General features: G+C 70.0%; 21 protein-coding genes. 6 read left to right on the forward strand and 15 right to left on the reverse strand.

The genetic code is table 11. The features are described from left to right. The first annotated feature begins 96 nt into the window (after positions 1 to 96). From H0X90_RS01110 to H0X90_RS01120, 3 genes are all read left to right on the forward strand, one after another. Positions 97 to 300 (forward strand): hypothetical protein, encoded by a 204-nt coding sequence (locus tag H0X90_RS01110; RefSeq protein WP_077190603.1) that lies wholly within the window; start codon positions 97 to 99, stop codon positions 298 to 300. Between the two features lie 405 nt (positions 301 to 705). Then, complete coding sequence (locus H0X90_RS01115) at positions 706 to 957, forward strand: hypothetical protein (RefSeq protein ID WP_006483379.1); 252 nt, start codon at positions 706 to 708, stop codon at positions 955 to 957. A gap of 388 nt (positions 958 to 1,345) precedes the next feature. Then, positions 1,346 to 2,431 carry a helix-turn-helix transcriptional regulator gene (locus tag H0X90_RS01120; protein ID WP_226244988.1) on the forward strand — a complete coding sequence of 362 codons (1,086 nt, stop codon included), beginning with the start codon at positions 1,346 to 1,348 and terminating at the stop codon, positions 2,429 to 2,431. A 35-nt stretch (positions 2,432 to 2,466) separates the two neighbouring features. Here the strand turns inward: H0X90_RS01120 and H0X90_RS01125 are convergent, their stop codons facing one another. Then, positions 2,467 to 2,661, reverse strand: a complete 195-nt coding sequence (locus H0X90_RS01125; RefSeq protein WP_006483370.1) for a hypothetical protein — start codon at positions 2,659 to 2,661, stop codon at positions 2,467 to 2,469. A 90-nt stretch (positions 2,662 to 2,751) separates the two neighbouring features. Further along, positions 2,752 to 4,917 (reverse strand): glycoside hydrolase family 28 protein, encoded by a 2,166-nt coding sequence (locus H0X90_RS01130; RefSeq protein ID WP_077190607.1) that lies wholly within the window; start codon positions 4,915 to 4,917, stop codon positions 2,752 to 2,754. 582 nt (positions 4,918 to 5,499) lie between these two features. On the opposite strand from H0X90_RS01130, the gene H0X90_RS01135 reads away from it, so the two are divergent. The 3 genes from H0X90_RS01135 to H0X90_RS01145 are packed head-to-tail and all read left to right on the forward strand — an operon-like array spanning position 5,500 to position 8,412. Further along, positions 5,500 to 6,486 (forward strand): TRAP transporter substrate-binding protein, encoded by a 987-nt coding sequence (locus tag H0X90_RS01135; RefSeq protein WP_006481984.1) that lies wholly within the window; start codon positions 5,500 to 5,502, stop codon positions 6,484 to 6,486. Next, entirely contained in the window at positions 6,483 to 7,055 is a 573-nt protein-coding gene (locus tag H0X90_RS01140; RefSeq protein ID WP_012493692.1) for a TRAP transporter small permease, read from the forward strand. Before H0X90_RS01135 ends, H0X90_RS01140 begins: the two co-directional genes overlap by 4 nt. A gap of 4 nt (positions 7,056 to 7,059) precedes the next feature. Continuing rightward, positions 7,060 to 8,412 (forward strand): TRAP transporter large permease, encoded by a 1,353-nt coding sequence (locus tag H0X90_RS01145; RefSeq protein WP_006482542.1) that lies wholly within the window; start codon positions 7,060 to 7,062, stop codon positions 8,410 to 8,412. A gap of 109 nt (positions 8,413 to 8,521) precedes the next feature. On the opposite strand, the gene H0X90_RS01150 is transcribed toward H0X90_RS01145, so the two are convergent. The 13 genes from H0X90_RS01150 to H0X90_RS01210 are packed head-to-tail and all read right to left on the reverse strand — an operon-like array spanning position 8,522 to position 22,596. Beyond that, positions 8,522 to 8,764 (reverse strand): hypothetical protein, encoded by a 243-nt coding sequence (locus H0X90_RS01150; RefSeq protein ID WP_006482540.1) that lies wholly within the window; start codon positions 8,762 to 8,764, stop codon positions 8,522 to 8,524. 32 nt (positions 8,765 to 8,796) lie between these two features. Beyond that, positions 8,797 to 10,215 (reverse strand): FAD-binding oxidoreductase, encoded by a 1,419-nt coding sequence (locus H0X90_RS01155; protein WP_077056948.1) that lies wholly within the window; start codon positions 10,213 to 10,215, stop codon positions 8,797 to 8,799. A 2-nt stretch (positions 10,216 to 10,217) separates the two neighbouring features. Further along, positions 10,218 to 10,760 carry a hypothetical protein gene (locus tag H0X90_RS01160; RefSeq protein ID WP_006491295.1) on the reverse strand — a complete coding sequence of 181 codons (543 nt, stop codon included), beginning with the start codon at positions 10,758 to 10,760 and terminating at the stop codon, positions 10,218 to 10,220. A gap of 37 nt (positions 10,761 to 10,797) precedes the next feature. After that, positions 10,798 to 11,877 carry an ABC transporter permease gene (locus tag H0X90_RS01165; protein WP_006497999.1) on the reverse strand — a complete coding sequence of 360 codons (1,080 nt, stop codon included), beginning with the start codon at positions 11,875 to 11,877 and terminating at the stop codon, positions 10,798 to 10,800. Then, the gene (locus H0X90_RS01170; protein WP_077190622.1) at positions 11,870 to 12,883 is read right to left on the reverse strand and encodes an ATP-binding cassette domain-containing protein; all 1,014 of its coding nucleotides are present in this window, start codon (positions 12,881 to 12,883) and stop codon (positions 11,870 to 11,872) included. The genes H0X90_RS01165 and H0X90_RS01170 overlap by 8 nt, the downstream gene beginning before the upstream one ends. 11 nt (positions 12,884 to 12,894) lie before the next feature. Further along, on the reverse strand, positions 12,895 to 13,968 hold the full coding sequence (locus H0X90_RS01175) for a TauD/TfdA family dioxygenase (protein ID WP_006498001.1): 1,074 nt from the start codon (positions 13,966 to 13,968) through the stop codon (positions 12,895 to 12,897). A gap of 3 nt (positions 13,969 to 13,971) precedes the next feature. Then, positions 13,972 to 14,634, reverse strand: coding sequence for a class I SAM-dependent methyltransferase (locus H0X90_RS01180; protein WP_006490905.1), 663 nt, complete (start codon positions 14,632 to 14,634; stop codon positions 13,972 to 13,974). Positions 14,635 to 14,663: 29 nt separating this feature from the next. After that, complete coding sequence (locus H0X90_RS01185) at positions 14,664 to 15,908, reverse strand: citrate/2-methylcitrate synthase (RefSeq protein ID WP_077190609.1); 1,245 nt, start codon at positions 15,906 to 15,908, stop codon at positions 14,664 to 14,666. Position 15,909: 1 nt separating this feature from the next. Then, the gene (locus tag H0X90_RS01190) at positions 15,910 to 17,760 is read right to left on the reverse strand and encodes an acyl-CoA dehydrogenase (protein WP_059721435.1); all 1,851 of its coding nucleotides are present in this window, start codon (positions 17,758 to 17,760) and stop codon (positions 15,910 to 15,912) included. Continuing rightward, entirely contained in the window at positions 17,760 to 18,851 is a 1,092-nt protein-coding gene (locus H0X90_RS01195) for a hypothetical protein (protein ID WP_077190610.1), read from the reverse strand. Before H0X90_RS01195 ends, H0X90_RS01190 begins: the two co-directional genes overlap by 1 nt. After that, on the reverse strand, positions 18,848 to 20,431 hold the full coding sequence (locus H0X90_RS01200; RefSeq protein WP_062885959.1) for an acyl-CoA ligase (AMP-forming), exosortase A system-associated: 1,584 nt from the start codon (positions 20,429 to 20,431) through the stop codon (positions 18,848 to 18,850). The genes H0X90_RS01195 and H0X90_RS01200 overlap by 4 nt, the downstream gene beginning before the upstream one ends. A 16-nt stretch (positions 20,432 to 20,447) precedes the next feature. After that, on the reverse strand, positions 20,448 to 21,623 hold the full coding sequence (locus tag H0X90_RS01205; RefSeq protein WP_077190612.1) for a PLP-dependent decarboxylase: 1,176 nt from the start codon (positions 21,621 to 21,623) through the stop codon (positions 20,448 to 20,450). Beyond that, positions 21,613 to 22,596, reverse strand: coding sequence for a 3-oxoacyl-ACP synthase (locus tag H0X90_RS01210; protein ID WP_077190614.1), 984 nt, complete (start codon positions 22,594 to 22,596; stop codon positions 21,613 to 21,615). The genes H0X90_RS01205 and H0X90_RS01210 overlap by 11 nt, the downstream gene beginning before the upstream one ends. Positions 22,597 to 22,598 lie beyond the last annotated feature (2 nt).

Consider the following 22,598-nt stretch of genomic DNA (forward strand, 5'->3'; position numbering starts at 1 on the left):
CTCGCAAAGCGCGCCAATCGACATGCAGGGCGCGACAGCGTCGCGACGTACGCAGGCTCATGCGAGCGCCATTCACGCGATCGGATCGACGGCGTCATGCGCATCGGACCGTCACTGCTCGACGCGCTCGCGAGCGACGGCAGGAAATTCCGCGTCGCGCTGTTTCGCGCCAATGCTCGGCCTTCCTATCGAATGGATGACGACTGGAACGATGCCGCGCGCTGGAACATCACGGACATGGTGGTGAATCCGGGCGCCCGGACGGGCGGGAAAGGCTGGAGCCGCGGGACTGACGTGTGACGTGCGCGGCATCGCGTGCGACGAAAAGGCACGTCGCTCCCGGCGGTCGATTCGTCAGATGTGAAAGCGCGCGATTCGTCGTGCGGTAGCGTCCCGCTCCTGTCTTCATCCCCGTCATTTCCGGAAGCCGCGACCTGACCGATATCAACCGGCATCCCCACTTTTGGGGATGCTGGCGCCGCGCGGTACGCCTACGATGATCAACAAGGCACCGGGGACCGGATATCCAGAACAATCGAGCAGGCCTGTCGTTCCGTGTCGATCGCCGTGAACGTCCGCACGGTCGATCGTCACAGTCGTCGCGTACGCTGACGTGCAACGTAGGCGGTGCGTCGTTGGCGCCGCGAACGACGGCGCGTTGATGACGGAAGGCCTGATGTCGTATTTCGGGGAATTTCAATCAATATGCTCGCACGAGACTATGTGGAACGAGAGCTCTCGCATATCCAGCGCATGGTGGCGCTGCTGGACAGCGAGACGGACGTCGACGACGTGTCGATGTCGGGCGCGGGACGCGTCAGGCATCCGAGTTACTGGCGCGGGCGCATCGAGGAACTGCTGTCGACGCCCGACGTGCCGCGTCACGTCAGAAAGCTGAGCGAAGCGGTGCTCGCGAAGATCGACGAGATGGAAGCGCGATTCGCGACGATGAAGTAAGTGCATCGTCGGGAGCAGGCGCCGAACCGCGTGCCATCGCATCACGATCAGCCTCGAACGCCGCCACTTGCGACAACCTTTCGTTCCGCGCCAACCGCGCCAACCGCGCCAACCGCGCCAACCGCGCCAACCGCGCCAACCGCGCCAACCGCGCCAACCGCGCCAACCGCGCCAACCGCGCCACCCGCGCAGGCCGCCATCCGCCGTCTGCGTCAACGCCGATTCCACGGCCGCCGTGTCAAAAACGACCATTACGTCAGACGAGAAACGGTAACAAACGTGGTATTTCGATCAAACCCGCATCGGCAATTTGAACAATGAGGCCGATTGAGTAAGATGCCCGAACGACGTTCGACGAAAACGCACGGCGCGGGGTGGCCAGATGCAGATGAACGGGTTGATTCCATCGGCATGGATCGATGACATCTACGCCGCGGCACTGGGCGATCAACGATGGGAAGCGGTGCTGGACGGGCTGCGCTTGTCGGTCGGCGCACGCATGGCCACATTGCTGTCGTTCGATGATGCGGCGAGGCTGCCGGCGATCGAACAGGCGGCCGGCGACGATCCGTCGTGGGTCGCCGCGTGCCACCACAGCTACAACACCGAGTTCTACCTGTACGACCCGGTCGTGCCGGTTGCCGCCGACTGGCCGGCGGGGCGCTGGTTCGAGGACGTCAAGCACCTGTCGGTGCGCGAGCGCACACATGGCGTGTTCTACCGGGAATTCCTGCAGCCGTTCGGGCTCGGCAGCATCTCGGGCCTGTACATTCATCGCGGCGAAGGCGCCGGCGCGTTCCTGAGCGTACAGGGCGGCCCGGAAGCGCAAGGGCTGTCCGACGCGCAGCGCCGCACCATCGAAATCATGGGCGCCCACATCAGCCGCGCGCTGCGCATCCACGCACGCATCGGCGAGCTCGAAGCGCGCGTGGCCGCCGCGGAGTCGGCGCTCGATGCGGTGCCGGTGCCGGTATTCCTGCTCGGCGCGCAGCGCGAGCTGCGCTATATGAATCGCGCCGCCCAGCAGCTGATCGCCGCTGAACCGGTGCTGCGGATCGTGAACGGCCGGTTCGCGCCGGAAGGCTGCGTCGACGATGCGCAATGGCGGCACGCGTTCGCGCGCGGCGGGCTGTTGCTGCGGCGTACCACCGGCGAACCGCTGCCGCTCGCGCTGATTCCCGTTCCGGAACAGTCGCGCCTCGCGCGCGAACGGCCCGGCGTCGCGGCGCTGATGACGGCCGCCGACCTGCGTTCGCCGGCGGCGCGCGCGCAGCGCTTGCGGGTGTTCTACGGGCTGTCGTCGGCCGAAGCCGATCTCGCCGTGCTGCTGTGCTGCGACGGGCATTCGCCGCAGGAATGCGCGGCGCTGCGCGGCGTGTCGATCGGCACGGTCCGCGCGCAGATCAAGTCGATCTACACGAAGACGGACGTCGCGCGCGCCGCGCAACTGACGTCGCTCGTCATGCAGACCTGAACGATCGATGCACGCGCGCGCGGCGGCGTTTTGACCTATCCGCCGCCGATTCCCTGCAGTATCTTGCCGGTCCCGCCGCAGACGGTGCATGGCTGGCCCTCCACCCGGCCGGTGCCGCGGCAGACGCGGCACGTGTCCTCGCCGATGCCCGGCGCGTCGGCCGGGCCTTCGTCGCCGGCGTTCGGCGAGGCAGCCGGGTCGGGGGTCGCTGATGGCTTCGTGGTCGACATCACAGGCTCCTTTCGTGTTGCGTGATGTCACGGCGAGCATCGCGCGTGCCCGCGAGGCGGCGCGCGCGACGGCGACGGCAGGACCGTGCGTTACAGCGCCGGCGCCCACGTCGACCCGAACGGGTTCGACTGGTCGATGCCCGGGAAGTCGACGAACGCCTTGCTGCAGTCGAGCACGCTGGCCGGATCGATCGCGTGGACCGCACTGCCGTTGACGACCACCCGGTTCGCGGTCGACGGGAACACCGGCAGGTTCACGTTGCGCAGCGTGAGGTTCGCGTCGGACGCGATCGTCGCGATGCCGTCGGGCGTATCGGCCACCACGTCGGTCAGCGACATCACGAGCGGGAACGCCGGCTCGCCGTAGCCGCCGGTATTCGCTTCGAAGCCCTGCAGCTTCACGCCGGCCGCGCCCTCGATCACGACGTTCGCGAGCGAGATGTCGTGGAAGTTCGGATACAGCGGGCCGCTCGCGGGCACGGCCTTGGTACTGTAGTACGGCGTGAACAGCAGCGCGTTCTTCGCATCGCGGATGCAGATATTCGCGTAGTGGATGTTGCTCACTTCGCCGCCGCGCGCATAGTCGGACTTGATGCGCAGTCCTTCTTCCGAATCGCGGAACGCATTGTCGTACACCTGAACGTTGGTCACGCCGCCGTTGGTCTCGCTGCCGATCGAGATGCCGTGCCCCCAGTAGATGTGGTTGTGCGCGATCACGACGCCCCATTTGCGATCGGCGCGCACGTCGCGATTGCCGTCGATGCCGAACAGCCCCGAGCCGGCGGGCGCCGGATTGTTGCTGCCCTTGAGCGCGATGTCGTCGTCGCCGGTGCTCACGTAGTTGTACGCGAACACGAAGTTCTTCAGGTAGCCGTCGAACGAGATCGCGGCGGCGGACGTCGTCGTGCTGCCGGTCGACAGCGCCACCGACGTCGGCTTCGACGCGGAGCCCGGGTCGAACGCGTCGGTGTTCTTCACGTTGTCCGCGTTGAACGTCTGCCCGTTGTACAGCGGGTTGCCGTTGCCGGCCGGGTTCGCGAACGCGGCGAGCGTCGGCGTCTGCACCTTCACGTTCCAGATCGTCAGCCCGTCGACGCCGCTCGGCACCACGTGGAAATTCGGGCTGTTGTTCAGCGTGATGCGGTACAGCGTGAGGTTCTTCGCGTAGTTGAACACCATCAGCCGGAAATTCGACTGCGAGCCGAAGCCGGTCGTGCCGTTCTGCACCATGTTGCCGAGATACGCGAGATCCCACCACGTCATGTTGCGCACGGTCGATTTCGAATCGACGACCGTGCCGCCGTCGTCGCATGCGGTGCCGTCGGGCGCCACGGTGCCGCTCTTGTACGCCGCGTAGGTGTTCGAGCAGGTCAGGTCGACCTTCATCAGCGGGTATTTCGCATCGGACGTCACGAGCTCCGCGTAGCCGCGCCCGTCGATCCGGCCGTCGCCGACCACCGCCGCGTTGACGAGGTTGGTGCCGGTGATCAGCGCGGCGCAGTTCGACGAGCTGCCGGCTTTCGTCGCGCTGACGGCCGTGTTGCCGCAGTACGGCCCGGCGGCGTTCGGCGAATACGCTTTCACGTCGCGCGATGCATACAGCGTGACGCCCTTGTCGATCCACAGCGTGACGCCGGACGGCAGCGTCAGCGGCCCGCTGATGAAGCCGTTACCGGGCCCCGCGTGATTGACGACGAGCCGCACCGCGAACTTGCCCGCGCGGTACTTCGGCTTCGCGAGCTCCTCGCCGGACGCGCCGGCGAGGTTCACGTTCGGCGCGGCGGCCGCCTTTTGCGCGGCGGTGGCTGCGGCGTCCGCCGCCGCGATCGCCGCGCCGACCTCGGCGTCGACCGCCGCGCCGCACGCGTCGAGCGCGGCCTGGATGCGCGCCTGGTCGGGGTTGGCCGTCGCGGCCGGCACGGCCTTGCCGACGCCGGCCGTCGACGGGTCGGCCTCCGGCGGCAGCGAGCCGTCGGGGCGGCTCACGAGCGTATTGGCGGCTTCGAGCGTGCTGCATACCTGCGTATCGGCGGGCAGCACCGGTTCGGCCGGCAGGTTCGGGTCGACGGTCGTCGTGCCGACCTGGAACACGCTGGTGGCGGGCGGTGCGGTGGACGCCGCGCCGCCGCCGGTACTCGCATCGTCGCCGCCGCACGCGGTGAGCGCCGCGGCGGTGGCGAGCAGCGCGGCGAGCAGGCCGAGTGCGCGCGGGCGCCGGTTCGGCCGGGCATTGGGCCGGCAAACAGGGAGTGTCATGACGGAGATCTCCTGAAGAGGCATCGGCTGCGCGATGCCGGGTTGGTATCGGGTCGTTCGGGCGGCGCGTGCTCCGCGACGCGAGCGTGCGGGCTGGAGACGGGCTGCCGGTCAGGCTGAGGCGGAGCGGATGCGGTCGCCGACGCGGGGTCGCCGGGCGGAGCGCCACGGACGCGAAATCGCGTCGCGCGGAAGGCAGGCCGGCGCGCGCTCGTGGCATCGCGATGGCGTGACGATTTCGTGGTCAGTCATCCTATAACGATGGCAAACGAAGCGAAAGACGGCCGCCGAGTGTCAGGAAACCGCGACGACCACGCCCCGTTCGCATGCCGACCCGTTTCCGGAAAACGTTTCGCTGAAAAACCTATGAACAGAGAAATCGATTCCCCGATTTCCGCCAAAAGCCCTTGTTGATGCGGGTTATAGGGGTATGCACCAAGTGAGTTAAACGGTTAACCGACGTACATTCGCTCGACACGTCATACGACGTATGACTCTGCGGTTCAAGGAAGCGTACCGGCGACGCAGGCGCCTGCCGACGGATCGCCGCACAACAACGATCGACCATCAAGGAGACTCACCATGAAGCACCGATTCACCGGCTCCCGTACCGCCCTGGCCGTCGCACTGATGGCCGGCTTCGCGATGTCCGCGCAGGCGCGCGTGTTCCGCTCGGCGGACGTGCACGGCGACACCTTCCCGACCAACATGGCCGTGAAGTTCATGGGCGAGGAGTTGTCGAAGCAGACGGGCGGCAAGGATTCGATCAAGGTGTTCGGCAACAGCGCGCTCGGCTCCGAGAAGGACACGGTCGACCAGGTGCGAATCGGCGCGATCGACATGGCGCGCGTGAACGGCGCGTCGTTCAACGAGATCGTGCCGGAATCGCTGATTCCGTCGTTCCCGTTCCTGTTCCGCGACGTCGCGCACTTCCGCAAGGCGATGTACGGGCCGGCCGGCCAGAAGATCCTCGATGCGTTCACCGCGAAGGGGATGATCGCGCTGACGTTCTACGAGAGCGGCGCGCGCTCGATCTACGCGAAGCGCCCGGTGCGCTCGCCGGCCGACATGAAGGGGCTGAAGGTGCGCGTGCAACCGTCCGACCTGATGGTCGACGAGATCAAGGCGATGGGCGGCACGCCGACGCCGATGCCGTTCGCCGAGGTGTACACGGGCCTGAAGACGGGCCTCGTCGATGCGGCGGAAAACAACCTGCCGTCGTACGAGGAAACCAAGCATTACGAAGTCGCGCCCGATTACTCGGAGACGCAGCACGCGATGACGCCGGAAGTGCTGGTGTTCTCGAAGAAGATCTGGGACACGCTGTCGCCGCAGGAGCAGGCGGCGATCCGCAAGGCGGCGGCTGATTCGGTGCCGTACTACCAGAAGCTGTGGACCGCGCGCGAGGCGTCCGCGCAGCAGCTGGTGACGAAGGGCGGCGCGAAGATCCTGCCGGCCGCGCAGATCGATCGCGCGGCGTTCGTGAAGGCGATGCAGCCGCTGTGGACCAAGTATGAAAAGACGCCGCAGATGAAGCAGATCGTCGACGAGATCGAGGCCACCAAGTGACGCGTCGCACTTCCCTGAACAGCGCGGCGGCCGCGGGCGCGTCGGCCGCCGCCCCCGACGGCGCGGCGCCGGCGCGGCCGCACGCCGCGCCGCTGCTGCGCTGCGTGAACGACGTGCTGTTCCGCGTGCTGGCGGGAATCGCTTCAGCATGCCTCGCGGTACTCACGGTGCTGGTGTTCTATGCGGTCGTGATGCGCTACGTGTTCGAGAATGCGCCGGATTTCGTCGAGCCGATCGCGCTGTTGCTCGTGATCGTGATCGCGATGTTCGGCGCGGCGATGAAGGTGCGCGACGGCGGCCATATCGGCCTCGATTCGCTGGTGCGCCGGCTGTCGCCGAAGGCGCGCACGGTCGTCATCGCGATCCAGCACCTGAGCCTGATCGCGTTCGCGATCATGATCATGATCGGCTGCGGCAGCATGGCCGCCGAGACGATGGGCGACCGCATCCCGATCATCGGGCTGCCCGAAGGCGTGCGCTACCTGATCACGATGCCCGCGGCGGTTGCGATCATCTTCTTCTCGCTCGAGCACCTGCTCGCGCTTCGTCGTACTTCGTCGGGACAATAACGCCATGGAACTCGCGATCCTGTCCGTCAGTTTTCTGATCTTCCTCGTGCTCGGCGTGCCCGTGTCGTTCGCGCTCGGCATTGCGTGCGTGCTCACCTACCTGGTCGAAGGCCTGCCGATCGCGACCGCGATGCAGGCGATGATCTCGGGGATGAACGCGTTCTCGTTCCTCGCGGTGCCGTTCTTCATCTTTTCCGGCGAACTGATGCTGCACGGCGGCATCGCGGACCGGATCCTGCGCTTCGCGCAGGCGACCGTCGGCCACTTCCGCGGCGGCCTCGGGATGGCGAACGTCGTCGCGTGCACGCTGTTCGGCGGCGTGTCGGGCTCGCCGACCGCCGATACGTCGGCGATGGGCGGCGTGGTGATTCCGCTGATGAAGCGCGAAGGCTACAGCGCCGCGTACGCGGTCAACGTGACGACGCATGCGTCGCTCGCCGGCGCGCTGATGCCGACGTCGACCAACATGATCATCTACGCGTTCGCCGCGCAGGGCATCACCGGGATGCTGCACGGCCAGCCGGTGAGCGGCGTGTCGATCGGCGACCTGCTGTTCTCGGGCCTCCTGCCGGTGTTGTGGGTGATGGGCTTCGTGCTCGCCGCCGCGTACTGGCAGGCCGTGCGTCACGGCTATCCGCGCCGCGAGGACGGCTCGTCCGCGCTGCCGCGGTTTCCCGGCTGGTATGCGGTGCTGCGCAGCTTCGTCGGCGCGGTGCCCGGGCTGATGGTGATCGCGATCATCCTCGTGTGCGTCGCGAAGGGCATCGCCACCGCGACCGAGGCGGCCGCGATCGCCGTCGTGTACTCGCTGGTGTTGACCGCGGTGGTCTACCGGACACTGACGGCCGAGAAGCTGCGCCGCGCGCTGTCGCATGCGGCGCGCACGACGGGCGTCGTGCTGCTGCTGATCGCGGTGTCCAACATGCTGCGCTTCCAGATGTCGTACCTGGAGATCCCGGATGCGATCGAAGGGCTGCTGAAGCAGTCGACCGCCGCGCCGTGGCTGATGCTGCTGTACATCAACATCATCCAGGTGTTCCTCGGCACGTTCGTCGACATGGCCGCGCACATCCTGATCACGACGCCGCTGTTCCTGCCGATCGCGATGGCGTGCGGCGTCGGCCCGGTGCAGTTCGGGATCATGCTGCTGCTGAACTGCTCGCTCGGCCTCGTGCATCCGCCGATCGGGTCGGTGCAGTTCGTCGGCTGCGCGATCGGCAACGTATCGATCGGCGAGACCACGAAAATGGCGTGGCCGTACTACCTCGCGATCTTCAGCGCGATCAACATCGTCACGTACATGCCGTTCTTCTCGACGTGGCTGCCGAGCCTGATCAGCGGGCACGCGGTGTTCTGATTGCGTTGCGCGTTGCGCGTTTCGCCCGTCGCGGCGCCGGACGACCGAGGTGGTCCGGCGCCGCGGTTGCATGCGCGGCGCGCTTGCCGCGCCGTCGCGAGCCGGCTGCTCAATCCTGCCGTCCATCCGGTTCGAGGTCGCGAGCGATCGACCGTTCGTCGCGCCAGTCCGCCAGTTCGCGCCACAGCGCCGGGCGCGCATGGTCGCGCGGCGGCAACGGGATCACGCAGGCGACGCCCCGCACGTTGACCACCACGCCCGAGTCGGGCAGCGTGGCCGGGATGCCCGAGGACGAAGGATCGGCGTCGGGTTCGGAAGGCGTGCCCGGGCCGGGCGGGTGTCGAAACATCATGCGAAATCTCCGTGGCGCCGTGAAGCGGCGCATCAGTAACGGACCCGCCCGACCAGCCCGAGCGGATCGATCGCATGCTGGACGGCGCCGGCGAGTTGCCGGTGCGCGGCCGGCACGTGCTTGCGGTAGTACGCGATATTGACCGGCCCGACGCCATGTTCCGCGCTGAAGCAGCCGCCCGCGCGCACGACGCGGTCGTACAGCGCGCCGCGCAACGCCACCTGCTGCAGCGGCCCGTAGCGTTCTGCTTCGGTATGCGGAATCGATACGACGAGATGGCAGCCGCCGTCGCCGAAATGCCCGAACGCATGGCAGCGCAGCGCCGGATGCGCGGCGGCGAGCCATTGCTCGGCGTCGGCGACGAATCCGGCCAGCGCGCCGCGCGGGAACGACACGTCGAACGACAGCGGCACGCCGTCCTGCGCGACCGCGACCGGCAATGCGTCGCGAATCCGCCAGAACCGTTCCGCCGGCGCACACGCCGCGTCGAGCACCCGCCGTTCGCTTGCGAGCGCGTCGAGCGTCGCGACCGTGCGTTCCTCGAGCAGCGCATCGAGCCCCGGCATGCCGGTCGCGATCTCGACGAGCGCGTAGCACGCGGCAGCGCTCGCGTCGAACGGCGCGCGCAACGCGGGAAACGCGGCGGCGACGCAACCGACCGCCGCCGCCGACATGAATTCGAACGCCGACAGCATCTCGCCGAACGCGCGTTCGAATGCGAGCAGGCCGGCGAGCGCCGCGTCGTACGACGCGAACGCGACGAACGCCGCGCACGACGACCGCTCGAGCGGCGCGAGCGCGAACGACACGGCCGTCACGAGCCCGTTCGCGCCATTCGCGCCGATGAAACACTGCGCGACGTCGAAGCCCGCGTTGCGCTTGCGCAGCGGCGCGAGCGCGTCGATCACGGTGCCGGCTTCATCCGCAAGCACCACTTCGATGCCGAGCACGTGACGGCGCACGTCGCCGTACTTGATCAGGCGGCTGCCGCCCGCGTTCGCGCCGACGAGGCCGCCGGCCGCCGGATCGCTGCCGAGATCGATCGGCACGCAGAGCCCGGCTTCGCCCGCCATGCGATTGATGTCGGACAGCCGCATGCCGGCGTCGACGGTGATGCTGCGATTCGAAGGATCGAACCCGCGAACGGCGCGCATCCGCTCGAACGACACCACGCATTGCGTGCCGCTGCGATCGGGCACGGCGGCGCCGACGAGCCCGGTGCGCGCGCCCTGGGCGACGAGCGCGATCCGGTGCGCGACGGCGACGCGGACGAGCGCGCGCACGTCGGCGGTCGACGCCGGCCGCGCGACGCCGAGCGGCACGCCGCCGTATCGCGCGACGTCGGTCGCATACGGCTCGCAGGCCGCGCCGTCGAGCCAGCCGTCGCCGAGTGCCGCGGCGAGCGCGTGCCGCTGCGCGGCGTGGGCTGCGTGTGCGGGCAGCGCGTTCATCGTCAGCTTGCCCGCGCGAGCTGCTTGCGCAGCCGGCCGCGCACGACGACCAGCGCGATCAGCGGCACGACGCCGCCCCACAGCGGGCTGTGGCGCATCGTGATCGACACCGCGAGCGCGACGACGGTGACGGCGAGCAGCACGAGCGACAGCGAACGCGCGCGCGCATGGTCGACGAACGTGCCGTCGACGAAGCCGCCGTCCGACCACGCGGTATGCACGATGCCGACCACCAGCACGCAGACGAGCATCGCGGCCGGCCCGAGTTCCTCGCCCCACAGACGGCTACCTGTCGGCGAGACGAGCGCGAGCACCGCACCGATCACGAGGAACAGGTCGACGCCGAGCGCGATGCTGTTGCGTTCCGCGCGGCGCATCAGCCACGCGCCGTGCACGAGCGCGAGCACGCCGCCGATCAGGAACGCGTGGGTCCAGCGCAGGTCCGGCTGCTCGGGGCCGAGCCGGCCGTAGAACAGGAACACGATCGCCGGCAGGAAATTGCTCGCGTGCAGCAGGTAGCCGGTTATGGGATGGTTCGATTTCATCGATGATTCTCCTTCGTCGAAACAGCGGGGCGACGCGTCAAGCGTCGTGCCAGCGGAACAGCCGCACGGCGGCGAACAGGAACAGCGCGGTGCACGCGGTCATGCCGAGCAGTTGCGGCGCGAGCTGCGCGTACGGCGCGCCGTCGACCAGCGCGCCGCGCAGCGCGACTGCGAACTGGTTGGTCGGCAGGAACGCGAGCCCGGCCTTCAGCCACGCGGGCGCGTCGTGCATCGGGATCGTCAGGTCGCTGAAGAACAGCAGCGGGTAGTAGGTGACGTTGCATGCGAGTTCGGCCGCGGCGAGCGAGCGGGCGCGGCTCGCCAGCAGCACGCCGATGCTCAGCACCATCGCCGCGCCGAGCAGCACGATCGGCAACGCGCGCAGCCCGTCCGGCGTCGCGATCGGCAGCGCGATGCCGAACGCGACGCGCGCGACCGTCAGCAGCACGAGCGCCGACAGCGCCATCATCGCCATCCGCGCGACGATCAGCGCGGCGAGGAACACGCCGCGCGACACCGGAAAGCACACGTACAGCTTGAACGTATTGCGCTCGCGCAGCGCGGCGATCGCGGTGGTCGTCGAATTGAGGCCGATCGCCATGAACGCCATCACGAGGATGCCGGTCGCGAAGAACGCGCCGTAGTCGAACGGCCGGCGCGTCGGCGCGGCATTCTCGAAGCGCGCCTGCGCGGCCGGCAGCCCGAGCCGCTGCGCGGCGCAGCGCGCAAGCGCGATCTCAACGACCCGCGATGCGGCCTTCACCGCGAGCGGGCCGTTGAAGTCGTAGCGGATCGTCGCCGGCGTGCGCTCGTCGGCGCCGAGCACGACGGTCACGCGATCGGCCGGTGCGCCGCGGCCGCCGAAGGTCGCCTTCACCGTGTCGCTGTGCGACAGGCTGGCGACGATCTGCGCTTCGCATGCGCGGCTGTACGGCGTCGCGCCGCCGGGCACGTCGAACGCGATGTCGGCCGTGCCGAGCGAGCCCGAGCCGCCGAACGCGAACAGCATCACGCTCAGCAGGAACACCGGGAACACGAGCGTCCAGAACAGCGACGAGCGGCTGCGCAGATAGCCGAGCAGCTCGTTGCGCACGAGGATCAGGAACACCTTAGTCATGGGTCGGGCCCTCGGTGCACAGGCGCAGCAGGTCGCCCGGCGTGCTCGGCGCGAGCGCCAGATGCTGGATGCCGCGTTCGCCGACGATCCGGTGCACGTTCGGATGCAGCGTCGCGTCGCCGAACGCCTCGACCACGTGCGCGGCCGACACGCGCACGCCGGTCACGCCGGGCAGCGCCGCGAGCCGCTTGCGCAGCGCGCGCGCATCGGCTTCGTCGCGGCAATGCAGCACCGCGCGCGCGTCGCCGACGAGCTCGGCGCGCAGCGTGTCCCGGTCGCCCTGGTAGCGCACGCCGCCGTCGCGCACCCAGACGAGATCGTCGACCACGCTCAGTTCTTCCTCGGAATGGCAGATCATCGCGACGCTCGTGCCGCTTGCGCGGTGGCGCAGCAGGTCGATCACGACGCCCGCATAGCGGCGGTCGAGGCCCGTGAACGGCTCGTCGAGCACGGCCAGCTCGGGCCGGTGCGCGAGCGCGACGTACAGGTCGACGCGCTGGCGCTGCCCCTTCGACAGCGCGCGGCACGGCTTGTCGAGCAGTTCGGCGATGCCGAGCGCGTCGGCGATCGCCGCATCGGTGTGCGCGTACATCGCGCAGTGCAGCGCGACGATTTCGGATACACGCAGATGATCGGGATACTCGACCTTCTGCAATTGCGCGCCGAGCCGCTGTAGCGAGCGCGAATCGCGCATGAAGCGTTCGGCCGGCACGTCGAGCACGCGCACGTCGCTGCCGCCGCGCCGGAAGCCGAGCAGCGTTTCGAGCAGTGTGGTCTTGCCCGAGCCGTTCGGCCCGACGATCGCGGTGATCGCGCCGAGCCGGAAGCGCACGTGGCGCGCGGACAAGCGGAAATCGCCGGCCGCGACGTCGATCGCGCGCGCGCCGAGCGCCGCGCCCGGCGCATGCGCGTCGGGCCGCGGCGGCGTGCCCGCGCGCTGCGGTCGATCGAACGCGGGGGACGGGCCGAACATCGCGCGCACGGACGCAAGAAACGAAACGCTCATCGTCGGCATCCTCAGTCGAACAGCATGACCTGCGTGTCGCGCGCGCCCCGGTACGGGTTGCGGCCGTGCGCGACCAGCATGTTGTCGACGACGAGCACGTCGCCGGCCTGCCACGGGAACGCGAATTCCTCGTCGTCGAGCGCGTCGTAGATCGCCACCAGATCGTCGAACGGCATCGGCGCGCCGTCGCCGTAGCGGATCTCGTACGGGAACGCGGCGCGCGCGCCGTACATGCGCTGCAGGTAGCGATAGCTGAGCTCGCCCATCGAGCGCGGGTTCGGGTGCTGCGCGCTCGCCTGGTTGAACCACACCGTCTCGCCGGTACGCGGATGCGTGCGCAGCGCGCTGCCGACGTGCGACACGGTCACGCTGCCGTCGTCGAGCCAGCGGCAGCCGACGCCGCGTTCCGCGCACAGCCGCTCGACTTCGTCGCGCTCGGTCGTCCCGAATGCGTCGTCCCACGGCCGGTGGTACGCGGCGAACGGCAGGTTCGGGTTCGCGGCGAGACTGTCCACGCGGTCGCCCGGCGCCGCGAAATTGCGCAGGTACATCACGCCGCGTTCGGCGAACCGCTCGCGCAGCGCGGCCGGCACGCGCGCGGTCACGCGCCGCATGTCGCAGATCGGCGTCTCGCCGCCGGCTTCCGCCGGCAGCCGGCAGTAGAACGCGACGAGGCGCGGAAACGCGGGCATGTAGGCCATTTCCTGATGCAGCCCGATCCTGAACGGCGGCGGCATGCGGGTCGACTCGTAGACCTGGCCGTCGATCTGACGGCGCGGCGCGGCGCCGGCCGTGTAGCCGTTCGCGTGCGGCGGATACAGCGCGCCGAGGCGGCCGAACGCGGCGGTGTCGGGCACCGCGAAGCCGCGCCACAGCAGCGCGCCGCATGCGTCGAGCAGCGTGTCGATCGTGCCGAGTCGCGAGCGGTACCACGCGACGAACATCTCCGGCGACGTCGCGAGTTCGGCGCTGCGCGGCGTCACGCACAGCGGCAGCGTCGCGCCGGGCGCGACCGCCGCGCAGTGCACGTCGTCGGCGCCGAGGCGCGCGGCGGCATGCGCGGCGAGGAAGGCGAGATCGGTCATCGCTCAGGCCAGCGCCGGTTTCTTCAGCAGGATTTCGAAGCCGAGCGCGCCGAGCCCCATGCTCGGGCTGTAGATCGACGCAACTTCGGCCAGACCGGCCTCGGCGACGAGCGCATGTGCTTCGTCGAGCGTGATCTTTTCCTCGACGTGGGTCGGCGGATAGTCGGCGGCCGCGCGCATCGCGGTGAAGCGGTCGAGCAGGTGCTGCGGCGCGTCGCGGCGCATGTCGTGCACGAGCGCGATGCCGCCCGGCGCCAGCACGCGGTACATCTCGGTCAGGCTGAGCGCCTTGTCGGGCAGGTGATGCAGCGTCGCGCGGCCGACCGCCATCGTCAGCGTGCCGTCGTCGAACGGCAGCGCGAGCGCGTCGCCGACGCGCATCTCGATCGTGTCGTCGAGCCCGAGTTCGTGGATGCGCGGGCGGCCTTCGTCGAGCATCGCCGGATCGAGGTCGATGCCGACGTAGCGCCAGCCGCGCATCGCCGGATCGGTCGCGAGCCGCACCGGCACGACGCCGGTGGCCGTGCCGATGTCGGCGATCGTGCCGGCCGTCATCCCGCGCGCCAGCTGGCGGATGCGGCTGATGAACAGCAGGTCCCACGGTTCGAGCGTTTCGGTGGCGAAGCGATCGTAGTCGTTCGCCGGGCGCAGGTTCTTGAGCAGCATGACGTTCCTTGTGCAAAAAGGGTGAGGGTTCACAGCCAGCCGACCGGCACGGCGGCCAGGAGCCGCCGCGCGGTCGCGCTGTTGACGCCGAACGCCGGGCGGCGGCGCCGTTCCACCGCATGCGCGGCCATCGCCGCGATGCGCGCGCCGAGTCCGACGCCGACGCCCCACGACGGCGCGGCGACACCGAGTTCGAGCAGCGTCGCGGCGGTCAGGAAATCGATGTTCGGTCGCAGTGCGCGGCGCGCGTCGGCCTGTGCGCAGCACGCGTCGAACAGCGTCACGTAGCCGCCGTCGAAGCCGCATGCGGCGAACCGGCCGCGCATGTGCGGCGGACGCGGATCGGCGACGAACAGCGGATGGCCGAAGCCGTACAGCGTGCGTTTCGCGTCGAGCGCCGTATCGATCGCCGCGCGGCCGGCCGCGTCGAGCGCGGCGGCCGGCGCGCCGGCGCCGCCCGGTATGGATCGCGCGAGTGCCGTGAGCCACTGCATCGCTTCGAGCGCCGCCCCGACGTGCGACGGCCCGCTCGCGAGGAAGCCGGACGCGATCGCCTGCGTCAGCGTGACGCCGGTGCCGATCGCGACGCGCGGCGCGAGCACGGTCGGCGTGATGTAGCCGAAGCCGGCGTGCCACGCGACGAGCAGCATGTCCATCGCCGCTTGCGCCGGCGAGTCGTGGCGTGTCGCGCCGGTCAGCACGAGCATGCGTTGCGCGTGCGTCCGCGCTGCATCGAGCGCCGTGCCGCCGCGGGCGTGCGGGCCGGCGGCGAACGGCCGCCCGTCGATCGCCGCATGCAGCAGGAACGGCGCGGCGGCCGCGCACAGCAGCATCGTGTCGAGATCGGCATCGTCGGGCGCCGGGCCGCGCACGCGGTCGGTCACGTCGTCGAGGCCGCGCAGCAGGCCGGACGCGGCCGCGAACACCGGCGCGACGCCGGCCGCGCCGAGCTCGGCTGCGATCGACTGCGCGACCGAGCCCGGCGCGAGCGCGTCGGCGAGCGCCGCGAGCCGCGCACCGATCGTCGCCTCGTGCGCGCGATGGTCGGTGCTGCCTGGCGCGACGTCGAACCACAGATGTGCGAGCGCGCCTTCGAACGTCGTCGCGCCGATCAGCGCGTTCAGGTCGAGATCGCGCACGCGCAGCGCTTCGGGGTCGAGCGTCGCGCCGTCGATGTCGGTGCCGCGATGGCGCGTCGTCGGCCGGCCGAGCAGGTTGCGCGGCGCATCGCCGGTCTTCGCGGCGAGGACGCTGGAGTCAAGTGTCGTATCCATGTCATTCCACCGCGGCGAGTTCGTCGCTGCTGACGCTGATCGCCGCGTGCGCCATCGCGGCGATCACGGCCGCGTGCTGGTCGACGACGGGCAGCACGTTCGCGAAGTAGTAGCGCGCGCTTTTCAGCTTGCCGCGATAGAACGCGAGTTCGGCCGGTGCATCGGCCGTCTCCGGCGCATCGAGCCGGCGCGCGGCGATCGTCGCCGATTCGAGCAGCACCCACGCCGACGTGACCACGCCGAACATCTCCAGGAAGCGCGTGTAGAACTGGCTGCTGCGATGCGTGTGGCCGTCCTGCACGTCGCGCGCGATGTCGTCGAGCGCGGCGGCGATGCGGTCGGCGCCCGCGCGCAGCGCATCGAACAGCGGCCGCAATTCCGCATGCGTGGCGGTGTGATGCTGCTGCGCGAGGAACGCGTCGAGTTCGTCGCGGTAGTACTGGATCAGCCGCGAATGACGGCCGAAGCCGAGCTTGTCGCGCACGAGATCCTGCGCCTGGATGTAGTTCGTGCCTTCCCAGATCGACAGGATCTTCACGTCGCGCGCGTTCTGCTCGACGGGGCTCGCATCGGTATAGCCGAGCCCGCCGTGCACCTGGATCGCCGTTTCGCAGATGCGCCACGCCTGGTCGGAGATGAACGCCTTGCAGATCGGCGTCAGCAGCAGTTGCAGCTTGCGATGGCGTTCGATCTCCGCCGGGTCGGCGTCGGGCGTCGCCTCGAGCATCGCCGCGCGCGTCGCGGTCGCCGCGAGCTTGCCGAGCAGGCCGCGGCAGCCGTCGACGCGGCTTTTCATGTCGACCAGCATGCGCTGCACGTCCGCGTGCTCGACGATCGCGACGCGCGCGGCATTGGTGTTCGACGCGCGCTCGATCGGCCGGCCCTGCAGCCGGCGGCCCGCATACTCGACCGCGTGCAGGTACGCGCTCGACGCGACGCCGACGCCGAACATCCCGGTGCTCATCCGCGCCTGGTTCATCAGCGGCATCAGCTGCAGCAGGCCGACGTTGCGCCGGCCGCCGAGCAGCCAGCCTTTCGTCGTGCCGTTCGCGCCGAATACCAGATGCGTGTTCGCGCAGCCCTTCAGCCCCATCTTGCGCGGCAGGCCGATGCAGTCGACATGGTTCGGCTGCAGCTCGCCGGTTTCGTCGTCGGGCCAGAAGCGTGGCACGACGAGGCACGACAGCGAGAACGAATCCGGCGACGCGGTATCGATGCGCCCGAGCACGAAATACAGCGTGTTCTCCGTCAGCTCGTGCATGCCGGCCGAGATGTAGACCTTCTCGCCGTCGATCGCGTAGACGTCGCGTTCGATCGGCGTCGCGCGCAGCGCCACGGCGGTGAGGTCGGTGCCGGCCTGCGGTTCGGTCGCGCAGAAGCACGCGTCCCAGCGGTACGCTTCGAGCGGCGCAATCAGCGCCTTCTGGTGCGGCGTGCCGTGCATCTGCAGCAGCTTGATCGCGGGGCGCGTGAAGCCGCCGTAGGTCATGAACGACGGATTCGCGCCCATGAACATCTCGTAGATCATCTGCGTGACGATCGGCGGCAGCCCGTGCGCGGTGCCGAACAGCGTGTTCGACCATTCGTCGCGAAAGCGCGCCCACAGCGCGTGGAAATGCGACGGAATCCGGACCTGGCCGTCGTCGAGCAGCGTGCAGCCCTCGACGTCGGCCTGCTGATAGCTGCGGCCGAGGTCGAGCGCGAAGTCGCGCGCGCGTTCGAGCAGCGCGTCGATCGATGCACGATCGTGCGTGCCGTACAGGCCGTGCTCCGCCAGGAACCGCTTGTCGGCCTCGAACAGTTCCCACAGAAAGAAGCGCAGCTCGCGCAGGCTCACCTTGTATGCGCTCATCATGCGTCTCCTTCGATATCGAGCGCGGCGTCGAGGCCGCCGGCCAGGTCGACGACGGCGGCGGCGGCCCCGCCATGCAGCGCCGCGTCCCAGACGAGCACCGTGCGGCGCTCGCCTTCGTCGAGCGCGCCCGCGAGCCGGATCAGCGCGGCGGCCGATTCGGCCGACGACAGATGGCCCGTGCCGTCGTGCTGGATGCGCGCGGCGACCGGAATCGACGCGGCGTCGGCCACACGCGCCGCGAAACCGGGATCGAAGCCGGGCGGCACGCACCAGTCGATCTGGTTCGCGCGCAAGTTCGCCTGCTCGAGCGCGCGGCGGATCGCGCGGGCCGCGACTGGCGCGAGCGTGTCGCGCAGCGCGGCCGGCGCATCGGCCCACGGATCCGTGACCGACGGCCCGAATTCGAGCGCGACGGCGCGCACGCCGCCCCACGCAGCCGGCTCCGGCGCGGGGCCGGCGCGCGATACGAGCAATGCGGCGGCCGCGTCGCCGTAGCCGACCAGGTCGCCGAACTGGCGGAAGAACGGGTAGAGCCACTTGTCGCTGAGGATCACGAGCGCCTGGTCGCCCTCGTCGAGCAGCCCGTCGAGCAGCATCAGCGCCGAATACCAGCCGAGCGTGCCGTTCTGGCCGAGCGCGAACGGCGTCACGCGCTGCAGCCCGAGTTCGTACTGCATGCGGCCGACGACCGAGTCGCCGATCCCTTCGTTGAGCGCGCAACTCGCGACGATCACGTGCGTCGTGCGCGCCAGCGCGCCGGAGCCGAGCTGGTCGCGCAGGTCGAGCGCCGCATCGGCGGCGAGGTCGGCGAGGCTGCGCCCCGGCGGCGCGACGCGCAGCGCGGGCCGGCCGCCGGGCGCGAGGCGCGTGCCTTCGTCGGGCGTCAGCGCGCCCATGCCGCGCGGCCGCGCAAAGCGCGCCTGCGGCAGCAGCAGGTGCCGGTAGCCGGGGTGGCGCTCCTGCGCCTGGATCGCGCTGAACACGACGGCGGGCGGCAGCACCACGACGCCGCCGGACAACGCGAGCGTGCCGGGCGCGGCGACGCGCGGCGCGCCGATACAGGTTTCATCGAGCGTCGACAGGGTCATGCGGCGGTCTCCTCGAGGTTCGGGCGCGCGAACGCGTCGCGATACTGCGCTTTCAGCGCCGGTCGGTCGATCTTGCCGTTCGGGTTGCGCGGCAACGCCGGCAGCGGCTCGACGACGAGCGGGTTCATGTAGGTGGGCAACGCATCGCGGCACGCGCGGGCGATGTCGGCGCGGCACGCGTCGGCGTCGAGCGTCGATACGACGCATGCGGCGATCGCTTCTCCGAGCCCGGGGTGCGGGACGCCGAATACCGCGGCCTCGCGGATGTGCGGCAGCGCGAACAGCACGTCCTCGACCTCGGTCGGACTCACGCGATAGCCGGAGGTCTTGATCATGTCGTCGCCGCGTGCGACGAAGTACAGGTAGCCGTCCGCGTCGCGCCGCACGATGTCGCCCGACCACACGGCGACGTCCGGGCGCGGAATCTCGCCGTGCCGGCGCGGCAGCGGGCGGAAACGCTGCGCGGTCAGCTCGGGCCGGTTCCAGTAGCCGAGCGTGACGAACGCGCCGCGATGCACGAGTTCGCCGGGTTCGTCGGCCGCGCATTCGCTGCCGTCCGCGCGCAGCACGAGGATCTCCGCGTTCGGCACGGCCTTGCCGATCGACGTCGGGCGCAGCGCCGCATCCGCGGGCGGCAGGTAGGTCGAGCGGAATGCCTCGGTCAGCCCGTACATCAGGTACGGCGAAGCCTGCGTGAACAGCGCCTGCAGGCGGTGCAGCAGCGGCGTCGCGAGATGGCCGCCGGTGTTCGCGAAGCGGCGGACCCGCGTGCGCGCGGTGTCGCTCCAGCCGGCGGACGCGAGCTGCATCCACAGCGGCGGCACGCCGGTGATCGACGTGACGCCGAACGCGTCGCAATGGCGCGGCACCTCGGCCGGCTGCAGGAAGTCGAGCGGCGTGTAGCACGCGCCGGACGCCAGCGCGGTCGTGAGCTGGCTCAGGCCGGCATCGAAGCTGAGCGGCAGCACGCCGAGCACGACGTCGTCGGCGGCGAGCCGCTGGTACGCGGCGACACTGAATGCGCCCGACACCAGGTTGCGGTGCGATACGACGACGCCCTTCGGCTTGCCGGTGGAGCCGGACGTGTAGAGCAGCGCGGCCGGATCGTCGTCGACCGGCCGGCCGGCGGGGGCCGCTGCCGACGCCGGCGTGTCGGTGCCCGGCGAGTCGATCGCATCGGCCAGTTCCTCGATCAGCAGCGTGCGCGCGCCGACGAGCGCGGCGAGCGCCGGCAGGCGCTTGAGCCGTTGCGCGCCGGTCACGAACAGCGCGGCGCCGCTGTCGGCGACGATGTGTTCGATCTGCGCTTCCTTCAACTGCGGATTGACCGGTACGAAGATCGCGCCGAGTGCGTTGGCCGCGAGCATCGCGACCACGGTTTCGACGCGCTTCGGCGCGTAGATCGCGACGCGTTCGCCGGGCTGCACGCCGCGCGCCGCGAGCACGGCGGCGGCGCGCCGGACCGCGCGGGCGAGCTGGTCGTAAGTCAGGGTGCCGCCGCCGTCGGCATACGCCGGATGATGCGGCCAGCGCTCGGCGCCGTGTTCGAGCAGGTCGGCGATGCTGATCAATGCGTTCATGATCGGCTCCTCGGGTTCAGGCCGGCCGCACGTACACGTGCGCGGCTTCGTGGGACAGGAAATGCGCCATCGAGTACGTGCGGTGATACGCGCCGCAGCGTTCGAACACCGCGATGTCGCCGACCTGCGGCGGCGCGCCCGCGTCGTCGCGGCCGATCACGTCCGCGCGGCTGCAGGTGCTGCCGACGTAGAGCGTCGGCACGCCGCGCGACGGCGGCGCGGGCATGCGGCGCACGAGCGACGGCGCGGCCAGGCGGCGCATTACCGATTCGGTCTGCGCGAGCAGGAACGCATGCGACAGCCCGCCGTCGCAGACGGCGATCGTGCGGTCCTGCCACGTCTTGACCGCGACGACGCGCGTCGCGAACACGCCCGCATCGGCGAAGATCGCGCGGCCCGATTCGTGCGCGAGCGAATACCGGCCGGCCAGCGGCGCGAGCGCGGCGGCATAGCGTTCGAACGCGGCATCGCCCGGGTGATCGTCGGCAAACCCGCCGCCGAGGCTCAACGAACCGAGCGGTGCGCCGTTGGCGGGCGCGAGATCGCGGGCCAGCGCCGCGAGCCGCTCGGGCAGCACGAGCGTGTCGGGCTGCGTCGGGTCCTGGCGGATGAACGAATGCGGGCCGGAGAACACGTGCAGCCCGGCCACCAGCAGGCCGGCGGCGGCGAGCGTGCGCACCGCGTCGTGCGCCTCGTTCGGCGTCATCCCGAAGTGGTCGTGCCACTGCGCGCGGGCGAGTTCGCCTGCCAGCGCGCCGGCATTCACGCGCAGCAGGACGGCGCCCGGCGTGCTGCCGCCGGCCGCCGCTTCGCGGGCGAGCGGCACGAAACGGGCGACCGCGTCGGGGTTGTCGAGCACGAAATGGCAGCGCGACGCGAGCCCGGCACGCATGAACATCTCGTCCATCGACGGATTGTTCAGGTAGCGCGCCGTCTTGATCCGGCCGATCACCGCGTCGAGTTCGCCGCGGCTCGCGAGTTCGACGCCGTCCTCGTACGCATGCGCGCAGCGCGCGAGCATGTCCTGGTTCGGGTTCGCCTTCAGCGACACGATCAGCCGCGTGCCGAGGCGCGCCTTCAGCGACCGGTAGCGGGCGATCGCGACCTCCGGCTCGTACACGTAGCACGGCGTGCGCAGATCGGCGATCCACGCGTGATTGCCGGCGGATGGAAGCGGGCGCTCAGGCGTCATGGCGGCCCACCGGATGGAGCGTGGCGGCCGCATACGCGCCGCAGTTCGACTGCATCACGCCGAGCACGCGCTGGCCGTGCGCGACCGCGTCGAGCCCGGCGTCAGCCAGGTTGATCGGAAAATCCGAACAGCACGCGTGGCCGCGCGCATGGATGTTGTCCGCATACAGCCGCTCGGCAGGCACGCGCATCGCGCGGCACAGCGCGTTCCAGCCGGGCAGGTCGGCATTGTGCGGCAGCACGAGGTCGTACGCGTCGAGCGCATGCGGCTCGAGCGCGACGGCCGCGTCGATCGCGCGGCGCGTGTACGGCCACTCCATCATGATCAGGTCGGCCTCGTTCGCGGCGACGGTGTCCGACCCGCGATGCCATTTCGCGTGCGTCTCGATCGCGATGCCGCCGAGCCGGTTCTTCGTGCTGTTGCGCACGATCAGCATCGCGGCCGCGCCGTCGCACTGCACGCCCGTCATCTGCCGCATCCGGTAGTCCTCGCCGTACACGCGATCGGACGACACGACGAGTGCCGCGTCGAGCTGCGGATGGCGGCGTATCAACGCGCGCACGGTTTCGATGCCGGCCGCGACCGACACGCAGTTCAGTTGCGCGACGGAGCCGAGCCACAGCGGCTCGATGCCGAATTGCGCGGCCACTTCGTGCGGCAGGCTGCGCGGCGCGGGCGGCACGCTGAATTGCTGCGTGTGCACGTGCACGATCGCACCGACGTCGGCCGGCTGCACACGCGCGGTGTCGAGCAGCCGGCCGACCGCCGCGATCGCGAGATCGGTCTCGCTCGTGTCGAGCGCCATGTGGAAATAGCGGCTGCCCGACTGCGCGATCGCGGCCGCCCGCTGCGCCGGGTAGTCGCGTTCGGCGGCCCAGGCCTCGATATCGACCGGCAGGCCCGGCAGCTCGTAGGCCACCGCGTCGATGCCGATCCAGAAATCGCGTGACGTTTGGGAGGAGATCGTCGTCATGG

It is taken from the genome of Burkholderia sp. 9775_39, assembly GCF_015712225.1.
GTDB lineage: Bacteria > Pseudomonadota > Gammaproteobacteria > Burkholderiales > Burkholderiaceae > Burkholderia > Burkholderia cenocepacia.